Source organism: Stenotrophomonas maltophilia group sp. P373 (genome assembly GCF_053295075.1).
Genome location: NZ_CM129994.1, coordinates 1,628,995 through 1,643,301 on the forward strand (window position 1 = coordinate 1,628,995; position 14,307 = coordinate 1,643,301).

Here is a 14,307-nt window from a genome sequence, read left to right on the forward strand (position 1 = left end):
CAACGCCAGCACTGAGAGGAACACCGGAGCCAATGAGGATGAACGACTTGACCAAGAACCTCCTGCTATGGGTGGTCGTCGCCGTCGTGCTGATGGTGGTCTTCCAGAGCTTCTCGCCGAAGTCCTCCGGAGCCGGCGCGCAGGGTGCGTCGTACTCGCAGTTCCTGGACCAGGTGGACAGCGGCAACGTGCAGAAGGTCGCCTTTGGCGGCGACATGCGCGGCGGCACCAGCCAGCTGACCTACACCACCCGCGGCGGGCAGACATCCACCATCACCGCACCGTTCGATCGCGACCTGATCAACGTGCTGCGCACCAAGAACGTGGAGATCGTGCAGGAGGAGCCGTCCAGCGGCATCTCCCTCGGCGCGATCCTGATGAATTTTCTGCCGGTCATCCTGATCATCGGCTTCTGGTTGTTCATCATGCGCCAGATGCAGGGCGGTGGCGGCGGTGCCAAGGGCGCGATGTCCTTCGGCAAGTCGCGCGCCAAGCTGCAGGGCGAGGACCAGATCAAGGTCACCTTCGCCGACGTCGCCGGCTGCGACGAGGCCAAGGAAGAAGTGGGCGAGCTGGTCGACTTCCTGCGCGACCCGTCCAAGTTCACCAAGCTGGGTGGCAAGATTCCGCGCGGCGTGCTGATGGTGGGCCCGCCGGGTACCGGCAAGACGCTGCTGGCCAAGGCCATCGCCGGCGAAGCCAAGGTGCCGTTCTTCTCGATCTCCGGTTCGGACTTCGTGGAAATGTTCGTCGGCGTCGGCGCCAGCCGCGTGCGCGACATGTTCGAGCAGGCCAAGAAGCATGCCCCGTGCATCATCTTCATCGACGAAATCGACGCCGTCGGTCGCCACCGTGGCGCCGGCCTGGGCGGTGGCCATGACGAGCGCGAGCAGACCCTGAACCAGCTGCTGGTCGAAATGGACGGTTTCGAGGGCGGTGAAGGCGTGATCGTGATCGCCGCCACCAACCGTCCGGACGTGCTGGACCCGGCGCTGCTGCGCCCGGGTCGCTTCGACCGCCAGGTCGTGGTTGGCCTGCCGGACGTGAAGGGTCGCGAGCACATCCTGAAGGTCCACATGCGCAAGCTGCCGCTCGCCGACGATGTCGAGCCGATGGTGATCGCGCGGGGTACCCCGGGCTTCTCCGGTGCTGATCTGGCCAACCTGTGCAACGAGGCGGCCCTGTTCGCCGCGCGTGGCAACGAGAAGGAAGTCCGCATGGACCACTTCGACCGTGCCCGCGACAAGATCCTGATGGGTGCCGAGCGCCGCTCGATGGCCATGAGCGAAGAAGAGAAGACCCTGACCGCCTACCACGAAGCCGGCCACGCCATTGTCGGCCGCCTGGTGCCCGAGCACGACCCGGTCTACAAGGTCACGATCATCCCGCGCGGCCGTGCGCTGGGCGTGACCATGTACCTGCCGGAGGGCGACAAGTATTCGATGAACCGCGTGGCGATCAAGTCGCAGCTGTGCTCGCTGTACGGTGGTCGTGTGGCCGAGGAGCTGATCTTCGGTGCCGACAAGGTCACCACGGGCGCTTCCAACGACATCGAACGCGCCACCAAGATGGCCCGCAACATGGTCACCAAGTGGGGCCTGTCCGACCAGCTCGGCCCGATCGCCTATGGCGAAGAGGATGACGAGGTGTTCCTGGGCCGTTCGGTCACCCAGCACAAGAGCGTGTCCAACGACACCGCGCGTCGCATCGATGAGGAGGTGCGCAAGATCCTCGACGAAGCCTACGCGCGCACTACCGAGCTGATGACGGCCAACCTGGACAAGTTGCACGCGATGTCCCAGCTGCTGCTGCAGTACGAGACGATCGACGCGCCGCAGATCGACGCCATCATGGAAGGCCGCGATCCGCCGCCGCCGGCCGGCTGGAGCAAGTCGAACAAGGATGGTGGCAACGACAAGGGCGGCGACGCCCGCCCGCTGCCGCCGATCGCGGGCCCGGCCGAATCGCACTGACGGCCCGCTGCGCGTGACACCAGACGAGGCCGGGGCAACCCGGCTTCGTCGTTTCCGGGCTACCGGCCCATTCCGAAGAACCGAACTGACGCTGGAGCCCGCATGTCTGCCCCGAAGCCCGAACCGATTTCCCACACCGTCGAAATGGTCATCGCCACCGTGGTCGGCGTGGGTGTGGGCCTCGGAGCCGACAATCTGCTGTTGGGCTGCGTGGTGGGTATCGCGGTCGGCATCGTGCTGAGCATCGCCAGGACCCTGTACGTGGACCGCAAGCGTCGCCGCCGTTGAGGGGTATCGGCAGGGCTGCGCCCTGCACCCGCGGTAGTGCCGGCCGCTGGCCGGCAACCTCAGCAGCAACAGCAACAGCAACAGCAACATTCCGTGGTTTGGCGGGGCGGTGTCGGAGGGCGGGGACGCCGTGAACCCGTCCATGGGGGCTTGGCAGCCGCATCCATGCGGCTGACACCCCGCCCTCCGACACCGCCCCACCTCTGACAGATTTCTGCTGCTGTTGGTGGGTGTCGACCTTGGTCGACACGGTAGATCCACGCCATGCGTTGATCAATCTCCATTGAATTCGAATTTCTCGAGAATTGACGAAGAGCATCCACGCATGGCGTGGATCTACTGAAGATCGCGGAAGACTGTCGAAGGCGGGGTGGGTCCGGTTGCGGGAGTGTCCGCGGCATGGATGCCGCGGCCAAGCCCCCATGGACGGGTTCACGGCGTCTCCCGCAGCCGGACCCACCCCGCCTACCCTCAGGAAACCAGCTTCTGCTGTTGCTTGGGCTTTTGCTGTGGCCGTTGCCTCGGCGGGTGCAGGGCGCCGCCCTGCCGAACTAAACTACCCGCCGTTGTTCCAGCAGGATTACCGATGTTCGATACCTCGCCCCAGCTCGATTGCGCCGGCCGCATCCTGCGCCTCGACCGTGCCCAGGTCATGGGCATCGTCAACGTCACCCCGGACTCGTTTTCCGATGGCGGCGCGCACGACACCACCGAGGCCGCAATCGCTCATGGCCTGAAGCTGGTCGAGGAGGGCGCGGACCTTCTCGATATCGGCGGCGAATCGACCCGCCCGGGCGCCACGCCGGTATCGGTCGAGGAGGAGCTGGGCCGGGTGATTCCGGTGATCGAGCAGCTGGCGGCCCGGACCCACGTGCCGATCAGCATCGACACCTTCAAGCCGGAAGTGATGCGCGCGGCCGTGGCCGCTGGCGCCGGCATGATCAACGACATCTTCGGCCTGCGCCAGGAGGGTGCGCTCGAGGCCGCTGCGGAAACCGGCGTGCCGGTGGTGCTGATGCACATGCAGGGCGAACCGGGCCACATGCAGGCCGATCCGCACTACGACGATGTGGTCGGCGAGGTGCACGGCTTCCTGGTGCAGCGCCTGTTCGCTGCCGAGATGGCAGGCATCGCGAGGAAGAACCTGCTGATCGACCTCGGTTTCGGCTTCGGCAAGACCACCGGCTACAACATGACCCTGCTGGCGCGTTCGGAGCGCTTTCTGGAACTGGGCGTGCCGATGCTGGCCGGCCTGTCGCGCAAGCGCAGTCTCGGTGAACTGACAGGTCGCGATACGCCGTCCGAGCGGGTAGCGGCCTCGGTGGCCGCGCACCTGATCGCGGTCCAGCGTGGCGCGCGCATCGTACGCGTGCATGACGTGGCGGCCACAGTTGATGCGCTGAAGATCTGGCAGGCGGTGCAAGCCGTACCGACGCCGCGCGCCGACGCTGCGCCGACGATCCGCTGGCCGGACGAAGACTGATGGGTATCGATCGGCGGCCACTGGCGATCGCCGTGATGGGGCCGACCGCCAGTGGCAAGACCGCCACTGCGATCGCCCTGGCACGGCAGCTGGATGGGGAAATCGTCAGCGTCGACTCGGCACTGGTGTACCGCCACCTGGACATCGGTTCGGCCAAGCCCGATGCGACGGAGCGCGCGCAGGCGCCGCACCATCTGCTGGACCTGCGTGACCCCTGGCAGACCTACTCGGCGGCCGAGTTCGCCGCCGATGCCGGGCGGGTCGTGGCCGACATCGCGGCGCGTGGCAGGACGCCGATCCTGGCCGGTGGCACTGGCCTGTACTTCCGGGCGCTGCTGCAGGGCCTGTCGCCGATGCCGGAGGCCGACCCGGCAATGCGCGAAGCGCTCAGCGCCGAGGCGGCCGAGCGTGGCTGGGCGGCACTGCACGCCGAGCTGGCCAAGGTCGACCCGGCCGCCGCCGCACGCATCCATGCGACCGATCCGCAACGCATCCAGCGGGCGCTGGAGGTCTATCGCCTGACCGGTATCCCCATTACTGAATGGCAGCGCCGGCCGGGCGTAGCGCCATTGCCGGTGCGCACCCTCAAACTGATCCTCGCTCCACGCGACCGTGCGGTTCTGCACCAGCGCATCGAGGCGCGCTTCGACGCCATGCTGGGGCAGGGGTTCCTCGACGAGGTGCGGGCATTGCGCGCGATGCCGGAAATGGCAGCCGTGGAGGCGCCCCTGGACCTGCCGGCAGTGCGTGCGGTCGGCTATCGGCAGGCCTGGGAGTACCTGGACGGGGAGGGTGATGCCGCCCGTTTCCGTGACAAGGCGATCTTCGCCACCCGGCAACTGGCCAAGCGCCAGCTGACCTGGCTGCGCGGCGAGCTTGATGCGCGCTGGTTCGACCCCCATGTTGATGGGGAGCGCCTGGCCAGCGCGGTGTCGACCTTCGTCGCACGCTGAATCCCCGCCAGCCGTGTAACATCATCGGTCGGCGGGCGGCTCGGGGGCCGCGGCAACCGTCGGCAACCCAATAAGAACAATAATCAGGAGTGTGCAATGTCCAAGGGGCAATCGCTGCAGGATCCTTTCTTGAACGCACTGCGGCGCGAACGCGTGCCGGTTTCGGTGTACCTGGTGAACGGCATCAAGCTGCAGGGCACGATCGAGTCGTTCGACCAGTTCGTGGTCCTGCTGCGCAACACGGTCAGTCAGATGGTCTACAAGCACGCCATTTCCACCGTCGTTCCGGCACGCAACGTGAAGGTCGGTCCGGGCGGTGGTTACGTGCAGTCGGGTGAAGGCGGTCAGGCAGGTGATGAAGCAGACGAGTAACACCGGAGCGGTGAATGTTTGACCGCTCGAAAAAGGGTGAACACGCCCTGTTGATCCAGCCCCATTTCGGCAAGCTGGAAGACGATGTGCTCGAAGAATTCGGTGATCTGGCCCGCTCGGCCGGGGCCAGCATCGCCGCGACGATCACTGCGCGCCTGGACCGTCCGAATCCGTCGACCCTGATCGGCAGCGGCAAGCTGGACGAGATCAAGGCTGCGGCCGACGCCAGCGGGGCCGACCTGATCCTGGTCAATCATGCATTGAGCCCGGGCCAGGAACGCAACCTGGAACGTTTCCTCGAGCGCCGGGTGATCGACCGCACCGGCCTGATCCTGGACATCTTCGCCCAGCGTGCGCACAGCCACGAAGGCAAGCTGCAGGTCGAACTGGCACAGCTGCGCCACCTGGCTACGCGGCTGGTGCGCGGCTGGACCCATCTGGAGCGCCAGCGCGGCGGTTCGATCGGCCTGCGCGGACCGGGTGAAACCCAGCTGGAAACTGACCGCCGTCTGCTGCAGAAGCGGGTGGAGCAGCTGCAGAAGCGCCTGGAAAAGGTCGAAGTGCAGCGCACCCAGATGCGCCGTGCGCGTGTGCGCAGCGAGCTGCCGCGCGTGGCCCTGGTGGGCTACACCAACGCCGGCAAGTCGACCCTGTTCAACGCCATGACCGGCGCTGAGGCCTATGCCGCCGACCAACTGTTCGCAACGCTGGATCCGACCGTGCGCCGCATCGCGGTGCCGGGGGGCAACGTGGTGCTGGCCGATACCGTCGGTTTCGTCCGCGATCTGCCGCATGATCTGGTCGCGGCGTTCCGCTCGACCCTGTCCGAGGCGCGCGAGGCCGACTTCCTGCTGCATGTGGTCGACGCTGCCGATCCGCACCGCGAGGAGCGCATCGCCCAGGTCGACGAGGTGCTGACCGCAGTCGGTGCCGGCGACCTGCCGCAATTGCTGGTGTTCAACAAGATCGACCGCATCGACGGTGCCGACGTGCGCCACGATGGCCAGGACGGTATCCCGGATGAGTCGCGTCGTGAGCGGGTGTGGATTTCCGCGCGTGACGGGCGGGGGCTGGAGCTGCTGCAGGCGGTGCTGGGCAAGCGCCTGGGCCTGCAGCATGTCACCGGCGAACTGCGCCTGCCGCCGGATGCCGGCCGCCTGCGCGCGCGCCTGCACCAGCTGGAAGTGATCCGCAGCGAGCAGGCTGATGAGGAAGGCTGGCTGCTGCATGTCGACTTGCCGATTGCCGAAGCCGAGAAGCTGGCCGCCAGTGCCGACGGCGCACCGATCCGGGCGCTGCTGCCGGAGAAACTGCCGGAGTGGTGAGGTAGCACCTGGCAGGGCCGGCGAGTGCCGGCCGCCGGCCGGCAGCGCAACCGTCCCGGATGGGCGCGACATCTGCCTGTCATCTGCGGTACAACGTGCAGGTTCTTCACCCCACCGTCATGCCGATGTCCATCCCCACCGACGCTGAACTCAATATCCAGTCCGCCGCGCTTGGGCAGCGCCTCGAGCAGGCCTCGCTGCAGCTGGTGACCGCTGAAAGCTGCAGTGGTGGCTGGATTGCAAAGTGCATGACCGACATCGCAGGTTCGTCGGCATTCTTCGACTGCGGCATGGTGGTCTACAGCTACGAAGCCAAGCAGCGCCTGCTCGGCGTGCGCGCACAGACGCTGGAGCAATTTGGCGCAGTCAGCCGCGAAACCGTGCTGGAAATGGTTTCCGGTGCGCTGGTCAACTCGGGGGCCGGCATCGCGGTGGCAGTGACCGGCATCGCCGGTCCCGGCGGCGGCAGCCCTGGCAAGCCGGTCGGCAGCGTCTGGATCGGCTGGAAGCGGCGCGGCGGCTACGCCCGCGCCGAGCTGTTCCAGTTCGAGGGCGACCGCGAAGCCATCCGCCGGCAAACCGTGGCGGCGGCATTGCGCGGCATCGACGCCCAGCTGTGACATGCTGCTCCGGTAATCGTCCGGAGCACGCATGATGTGGGAAACGCTGGGCACGGTCCGTGACCTGGGCCGACTGCAGGAAATTGCGGTTGTCCTGATCCGTTATGGTTTCGGTGACGTGGTGCGGCGCATCGGCCTGGCCACCACGCTGGAGCGCGCTGGGCGCCTGCTGCACTGGAACGAGGATCGCCAGGAACTGCTGCGGATGACCGCGCCGGTGCGCGTACGCAGCGCGATGCAGGATCTCGGCCCGACCTTCGTCAAGCTCGGTCAGGTGCTGGCGACGCGCGTCGACCTGCTGCCGCCGGAATGGATCGCTGAACTGTCCGAGCTGCAGAACGCGGTGCCCGCGCTGCCGTACGCCGATATCCGCGAGCAGCTGGAGGCCGACCTGGGCGCCTCGCCTGCAGACGTGTTCGCCTTCCTCGATGAAACCCCGATGGCCGCCGCCTCGCTGGCGCAGGCCCATCGCGCGCGCCTGCATGACGGCCGCGAGGTGGTGCTGAAGGTACGGCGCCCGGGTATCCGCGACGTGGTCGAGGCCGACCTGCGGTTGCTGGCGCGCCTGGCCGAAATCGTCGAGGCGCGGCTGCCGGACCTGCGCCGCTATCGTCCGGCCGAGGTCGTGCAGCAGTTCACCGTGTCGCTGCGACGCGAGCTGGATTTCGCCGCCGAATGCCGCAACGCCGAACGCATCGCACGCAACTTCAACGGCCGTGACGACATCCTGATCCCCAGCGTGCACTGGCAGTGGACCTGTGAAAGCCTGAATGTGCAGGACTTCGTCGACGGCATTCCCGGGCGTGACCTGGCCGGCGTCGATGCGGCGGGCCTGGACCGGCGCGAACTGGCTCGGCGCGGTGCCGGCATCGTGCTCAAGATGGTGCTGGAGGACGGCTGCTTCCACGCCGACCCGCACCCCGGCAACATCTTCTACCTGCGTGACGGCCGCATCGGCGTGATTGACTTCGGCATGGTCGGCGCGTTGTCCGAAGTGCGCCGCTTCCAGGTCGCGCAGCTGCTGCACGGGCTGGTCGAGCAGGACCCGCAGAGCGTGGCCGATGTGCTGCTGGACTGGGCCGGCGGCGTGGAAGTGGACGAGAACCGCCTGCAGCACGACATCAGCCAGTTCGTCGACCAGTATCGCGGCGTGCCGCTGAAGGACCTGCGCATCGGCCTGATGCTGGGCGATATCACCCAGCTGCTGCGCAGCTACAGCCTGACCCTGCCGGCCGATCTGGCGCTGATGATCAAGGCCTTCCTGACCCTGGAAGGCATGGGGCGCCAGCTGGACCCGGATTTCGACATGGCCAGTGCCGCGCGCCCGTTCCTGGAACGGGTGGTGCTGCAGCGCTATGCGCCCAAGGCGCTGCTCAAGCGTGGCCGACGCAGCCTGCTGGGCCTGGTCGACTTCGCCGGGGAACTGCCGCGCGACCTGCGCAAGCTGGTCCAGGCGGCACGCCGCGGCCGCCTCCAGCTGAAGGTGGAAACCACTGCGCTGCAGGGCTTTGGCGAACAGGTGAATCGGGCAGCGAACCGGCTGGTGATGGGTATCGTCACCGCCGCGCTGATCATCGGGTCCTCGATCGTGATGCACAGCGTTGGCGGGGTCTCCAGTCGCTGGCTGCTGGCACTTGGCGTGTGCGGTTTCATCGGCGCCGGCTTCTGCGGCGTGTGGATCCTGTTCTCCATATGGAGGAGCGGCAAGCACACATAGTGTGCTTGCCGCAGCGGTTCCCCATCGGAACCGTGGAATCGCTGCGCGATTCCTGTAGGGCCGACCGCTGGTCGGCTGCTCTTGCTTTTGCCTTTGCCGCCCGGCCATTGGCCCAACTGCCGAGCATGGCTCGGCACTACAGATCCCATCACCTGTTTGTCGTACCCGGCACTTGCAGTTGTGTGCGTTAGTAGTAATACTACTAACCATGGACCTGACCGACACCCAGCAGGCGATCCTGCAGTTGATCGCCGAGCGTATCGAGAGCGAAGGCGCACCGCCGTCGCAGACTGAAATCGCACGCGCGTTCGGCTTCAAGGGGGTGCGTGCGGCCCAGTACCACCTGGAAGCCCTGGAGCAGGCCGGTGCGATCCGTCGCATCCCGGGCCAGGCTCGCGGCATCCGCCTGGTGCAGGCACCGCCGGTCGAAAAGCTGGCCGAGCCGGGCCTTCCGGACAGCGTGCTGCGCTTGCCGGTGCTGGGCCGGGTCGCTGCCGGCTTGCCGATCGGTGCCGACATCGGCTCCGACGATTTCGTGGTGCTGGACCGGGTGTTCTTCTCGCCGGCGCCGGACTACCTGCTGAAAGTGCAGGGCGACTCGATGATCGATGAGGGCATCTTCGACGGCGACCTGATCGGCGTGCACCGCACCCGCGACGCCCGTTCCGGGCAGATCGTGGTGGCCCGCATCGATGACGAGATCACCGTCAAGCTGCTGAAGATCGCCAAGGACCGCATCCGCCTGCTGCCGCGCAATCCTGATTACAAGCCGATCGAGGTGCTGCCGGACCAGGATTTTGCGATCGAAGGCCTCTATTGCGGCCTGCTTCGGCCCAATCGTTGACCCGCTCCATGGTGCATTACCCCGCGGTCTTTTGTGGCGATTCTCTGGTTCCACTGAGGTTGGTACGGATGTCCGATAATTCTTTTCAGAGCGCCGGGCAGAATCTCAGCCTGTGCGATACGTCCGACTTAAAGTGAACCCATGGCAAAGAAGCCCCCCAAAGACAGCACCCCCAACGACATGACCTCTGCAAGGACCAATACGATGGACGAGAACAAGAAGCGCGCCTTGGCTGCTGCTCTGGGCCAGATCGAGAAGCAGTTCGGCAAGGGCTCGGTGATGCGCATGGGCGACCGCGTGGTCGAGCCCGTCGAAGCCATCCCGACCGGTTCGCTGATGCTCGACATCGCACTGGGCATTGGCGGTCTGCCGAAGGGCCGTGTCGTTGAGATCTACGGGCCGGAATCCTCGGGCAAGACCACCCTGACTCTGCAGGCCATCGCCGAATGCCAGAAGATGGGCGGTACCGCGGCCTTCATCGATGCCGAGCACGCGCTTGACCCGATCTACGCCGCGAAGCTGGGCGTGAACGTGGACGACCTGCTGTTGTCGCAGCCGGACACCGGTGAGCAGGCGCTGGAAATCGCCGACATGCTGGTCCGTTCGGGCTCGGTTGACATCCTGGTGGTCGACTCGGTCGCCGCGCTGACCCCGAAGGCCGAAATCGAAGGCGAAATGGGTGACCAGCTGCCGGGTCTGCAGGCCCGCCTGATGAGCCAGGCGCTGCGCAAGCTGACCGGCAACATCAAGCGTTCGAACACCCTGGTGATCTTCATCAACCAGCTGCGCATGAAGATCGGCGTGATGATGCCGGGCCAGAGCCCGGAAACCACCACCGGCGGCAACGCGCTGAAGTTCTACGCCTCGGTCCGCCTGGACATCCGCCGTATCGGTGCGATCAAGAAGGGCGATGAGATCATCGGCAACCAGACCAAGATCAAGGTCGTCAAGAACAAGCTGGCGCCTCCGTTCAAGCAGGTCATCACCGAGATCCTGTACGGCGAAGGCATCAGCCGCGAGGGCGAACTGATCGACATGGGCGTGGATGCCAAGCTGGTCGAGAAGGCCGGCGCCTGGTACAGCTACGGTGAAGAGCGCATTGGCCAGGGCAAGGACAATGCCCGCGGCTACCTGCGCGACAACCCGACCGTCGCCGCCAAGCTCGAGGCCGAGCTGCGTGAGAAATTCCAGCCGGCCGAAGCGGCCCGCGAGGAAGGCGACGACGAAGGCGACGACGAGTAAGGCTTGCTGTGGGGCAGGGCGGCGCCGTCAGTGACGTCGCCCTGTCCCGCAGGTTCGAATCGCCCAGGGATGGGCAGGGCGCCAAGGACGGCGCCACCCTTGGAGCATCGATGTCCGACGCCGAAGACATTCCTACCGGCCGCAAGCGCCGGCAGCGTGAGCAGACTCCCGTACAACGGGCGCTGGGCCTGCTGGTCCGCCGCGAGCACTCGCGCAAGGAACTCACCCGCAAGCTGACCGCCCGTGGCATCGAAGACGAAGCCGCGCAGGCCGCTGTCGCCAAGCTGACCGAAGCGGGCTGGCAGGACGACACCCGTTTTGCCGAGAACCTGGTGCGGATGCGCGCCAATACGGGTTATGGCCCGATCCATGTCCGCGCCGAGCTGGGCACCCATGGCCTGGACAGTGCCGCGATTGCCGCGGCGATGGACAGTTACGATGGCGACTGGCAGGAAAATGCCCGTGATCTGGTCCGCCGGCGCTTTGGCGAGGCCGGTCCGCAGGACCTGACGCAGCGGCGCAAGGCCGCCGATCTGCTGGCCCGACGGGGCTTCGACGGCGACAGCATCCGCCGTGCGACCCGCTACGACCCGGATGACTGAGACTGGCGGCGCCGGGCCTGATACCCTTTAGGTTTTCGGCGCTCCCTCGCGACCCTGGCCAACACGGCCGGTGGTCCGGGTCCGCCGGCCCGCAGACTGCCAGCCCCCAATGAACGCATCCGCCAAATTCACGACATCCCAGATCCGCAGCGACTTCCTTGAATTCTTCAAGGGCAAAGGCCACACCATCGTGCCCTCGGCGCCGCTGGTGCCGGGCAATGATCCGACCCTGCTGTTCACCAACTCCGGCATGGTGCAGTTCAAGGACGTGTTCCTTGGCGCGGAGAAGCGTAGCTACGTGCGCGCGGCCGACGTGCAGCGCTGCCTGCGCGCGGGCGGCAAGCACAACGATCTCGACCAGGTCGGCTACACCGCACGCCACCACACCTTCTTCGAAATGCTGGGCAACTGGTCGTTCGGCGACTACTTCAAGAAGGACGCGATCGCCTGGGCCTGGGAACTGCTGACCCAGGTCTGGAAGCTGCCGGCTGAACGCCTGTTGGTCACCGTCTACCAGACCGATGACGAAGCCTACGAGCTGTGGCGCGACATGGTCGGCGTACCGGAAGAGCGCATCGTGCGCATCGGCGACAACAAGGGCGCACCGTTTGCCTCGGACAACTTCTGGCAGATGGCCGACACCGGCCCGTGCGGCCCGTGCACCGAGATCTTCTACGACCACGGTGACCATATCGCCGGTGGCCCCCCGGGTTCCCCGGATGAAGACGGCGACCGCTTCATCGAAATCTGGAACCTGGTGTTCATGCAGTTCGACCGCCAGCCCGACGGCACCCTGGTGCCACTGCCGGCGCCGTGCGTGGATACCGGCATGGGCCTGGAGCGCCTGGCGGCGATCCTGCAGCACGTGCACACCAACTATGAGATCGACCTGTTCCAGGCACTGATCCGCAAGGCCTCCGAGCTGACCGGCACCGCCGACCTGGAGAACAAGTCGCTGCGCGTGATTGCCGACCACATCCGCGCCTGCTCGTTCCTGATCGTCGACGGCGTGCTGCCGTCCAACGAAGGCCGGGGTTACGTGCTGCGCCGTATCATCCGCCGCGCCCTGCGCCACGGCTGGATGCTGGGCGTGCGCCAGCCGTTCTTCAGCAAGCTGGTGCCGACGCTGGTCGAGCAGATGGGCGAGGCCTATCCGGAACTGCCGGCTGCGGTGGACACTGTCACCCGTGCGCTGCAGGCCGAGGAAGAGCGTTTCGCCGAAACCCTCGATGCCGGCATGAAGATCTTCGAGGACGTGGCCGGCAAGGCCAGCAATGGCGTGATCCCGGGCGTTGACGCCTTCCGCCTGTATGACACCTATGGCTTCCCGCTCGACCTGACCCAGGACATCGCCCGCGAGCGCGACCTGACCGTCGACATCGCCGGCTTCGATGCCGCGATGGAGCAGCAGCGCGAGACCGCGCGCGCGGCCGGCAAGTTCGGTGGCGGCGTGACCCTGCCGGCCGAGCTGGTGGCGACCCTCAGCCCGACCCAGTTCCTGGGCTATGACCGCCTGCAGGCCGACGGCCTGAGCGTGCTGGCCCTGCTCAAGGACGGTCGTCCGGTGCAGTCGGCCGATGCGGGTGACGCAGTCATCGTCATCACCAACCAGACCCCGTTCTACGCCGAGTCCGGCGGCCAGGTCGGCGACACCGGCGTGCTGACCGGCAACGGCGTGCGCCTGGTGGTGGAAGACACCCAGAAGTTCGCCGGCCAGTTCCATGGCCATGTCGGCACCCTGTCCGAAGGCGGCCTGAAGGTCGGCGATGTGCTGTCCGGCCAGGTCGATGGCGAGCGCCGTGGTGCCACCATCCTCAACCACTCGGCCACCCACCTGCTGCACGCCGCGCTGCGCGAAGTGCTGGGCACCCACGTGCAGCAGAAGGGCTCGCTGGTCGCGCCGGACCGCCTGCGCTTCGACTTCTCGCACTTCCAGCCGATCAGTGCCGACGAACTGGCGGTGATCGAGCGCAAGGTCAACCAGCAGGTGCGTGCCAACAACGCCGCCGAAGTGCACACCATGGGCATGCAGGAAGCGCTGGACTTCGGCGCGATGGCCCTGTTCGGTGAGAAGTACGGTGAGCAGGTGCGCGTGCTGAAGATGGGTGACTACTCCACCGAGCTGTGCGGTGGCACCCACGTCAACCGTACCGGCGACATCGGCCTGTTCAAGATCACCTCCGAGGGTGGCGTCTCCGCGGGCGTGCGCCGCATCGAGGCCGTCACCGGCCAGGGCGCGCTGGACTACGTGGACGCCGAAGAGGCCCGCCTGGCCGAGGCCGCTGAGCTGCTCGGTGGCAGCGCTGCCGACGTGGTCGAGAAGATCCGTGCCCTCGGCCAGCGCCAGAAGCAGCTGGAGCGCGAACTGGAAGGCGTGAAGGCCAAGGTTGCTGCGGGTGCCACGGCCGACCTGTCCGGCCAGGCCGTCGAGGTTGCTGGCGTGAAGGTGCTGGCCGCCCGCCTGGAGGGCTTCGACGCCAAGGCCTTGCGTGACGCCATGGACCGCCTCAAGCAGCAGCTGGGCGACGCGGTGATCGTGCTGGCCGGCGCCCAGGACGGCAAGGCCGCCCTGGTCGCAGGCGTGAACGGCAGCGCAATGGGCAAGGTCAAGGCCGGGGAACTGTTGTCCCATATCGCCGGTCAGATCGGGGGCAAGGGCGGCGGACGCCCGGACCTCGCCCAGGGTGGTGGCGAGGACGGGCCCGCCCTTGCCACTGCGCTGGCTGCAGTCGTCGAATGGGTCAGCCCCCGCCTGTGATGAACCTGGCCGTCCCCCTCCTTGTAGGAGCGGGACGGCTGACGGTACCATTGCGAATCTTTTCCCTTTGTCGTGGTAGCGCTTCTTGACGGAGCGTCAAGCCGGTGGGGGATACCCTTCCACACGGTTC

The 14,307-nt window shown here is 66.7% G+C and carries 12 protein-coding genes; all 12 read left to right on the plus strand.

Going from position 1 to position 14,307, the window contains the following annotated elements; genetic code table 11:
- Positions 1-38: 38 nt before the first annotated feature.
- The 12 genes from ftsH to alaS all read left to right on the plus strand — a co-directional run bounded on the left by ftsH (position 39) and on the right by alaS (position 14,177).
- Positions 39-1,973, plus strand: a complete 1,935-nt coding sequence (gene ftsH, locus ACSYHF_RS07570; protein WP_005416038.1) for an ATP-dependent zinc metalloprotease FtsH — start codon at positions 39-41, stop codon at positions 1,971-1,973.
- 102 nt (positions 1,974-2,075) lie between these two features.
- Positions 2,076-2,261 carry a hypothetical protein gene (locus ACSYHF_RS07575; RefSeq protein WP_065179301.1) on the plus strand — a complete coding sequence of 62 codons (186 nt, stop codon included), beginning with the start codon at positions 2,076-2,078 and terminating at the stop codon, positions 2,259-2,261.
- A gap of 586 nt (positions 2,262-2,847) precedes the next feature.
- Positions 2,848-3,744 carry a dihydropteroate synthase gene (folP, locus tag ACSYHF_RS07580; protein WP_134956118.1) on the plus strand — a complete coding sequence of 299 codons (897 nt, stop codon included), beginning with the start codon at positions 2,848-2,850 and terminating at the stop codon, positions 3,742-3,744.
- Entirely contained in the window at positions 3,744-4,697 is a 954-nt protein-coding gene (gene miaA / locus ACSYHF_RS07585; RefSeq protein ID WP_005416041.1) for a tRNA (adenosine(37)-N6)-dimethylallyltransferase MiaA, read from the plus strand. Before folP ends, miaA begins: the two co-directional genes overlap by 1 nt.
- A gap of 96 nt (positions 4,698-4,793) precedes the next feature.
- Positions 4,794-5,069: an RNA chaperone Hfq gene (hfq, locus tag ACSYHF_RS07590; protein ID WP_004152891.1), complete on the plus strand. Its 276-nt coding sequence runs from the start codon at positions 4,794-4,796 to the stop codon at positions 5,067-5,069.
- 14 nt (positions 5,070-5,083) lie between these two features.
- The gene (gene hflX, locus ACSYHF_RS07595) at positions 5,084-6,394 is read left to right on the plus strand and encodes a ribosome rescue GTPase HflX (protein ID WP_005416042.1); all 1,311 of its coding nucleotides are present in this window, start codon (positions 5,084-5,086) and stop codon (positions 6,392-6,394) included.
- 125 nt (positions 6,395-6,519) lie between these two features.
- Positions 6,520-7,014, plus strand: a complete 495-nt coding sequence (locus ACSYHF_RS07600) for a CinA family protein (RefSeq protein ID WP_005416043.1) — start codon at positions 6,520-6,522, stop codon at positions 7,012-7,014.
- Positions 7,015-7,048: 34 nt separating this feature from the next.
- Positions 7,049-8,731 (plus strand): 2-polyprenylphenol 6-hydroxylase, encoded by a 1,683-nt coding sequence (gene ubiB, locus ACSYHF_RS07605; RefSeq protein WP_111128176.1) that lies wholly within the window; start codon positions 7,049-7,051, stop codon positions 8,729-8,731.
- Between the two features lie 208 nt (positions 8,732-8,939).
- Entirely contained in the window at positions 8,940-9,575 is a 636-nt protein-coding gene (gene lexA / locus ACSYHF_RS07610) for a transcriptional repressor LexA (RefSeq protein WP_005416045.1), read from the plus strand.
- Between the two features lie 204 nt (positions 9,576-9,779).
- Entirely contained in the window at positions 9,780-10,817 is a 1,038-nt protein-coding gene (recA, locus tag ACSYHF_RS07615) for a recombinase RecA (protein ID WP_005416046.1), read from the plus strand.
- 110 nt (positions 10,818-10,927) lie between these two features.
- A complete protein-coding gene (gene recX, locus ACSYHF_RS07620) occupies positions 10,928-11,419 on the plus strand; it encodes a recombination regulator RecX (protein ID WP_005416047.1) in 492 nt (163 codons plus the stop codon).
- A 109-nt stretch (positions 11,420-11,528) separates the two neighbouring features.
- Positions 11,529-14,177 (plus strand): alanine--tRNA ligase, encoded by a 2,649-nt coding sequence (gene alaS / locus ACSYHF_RS07625; RefSeq protein WP_111128164.1) that lies wholly within the window; start codon positions 11,529-11,531, stop codon positions 14,175-14,177.
- The last annotated feature ends 130 nt before the right edge of the window (positions 14,178-14,307 follow it).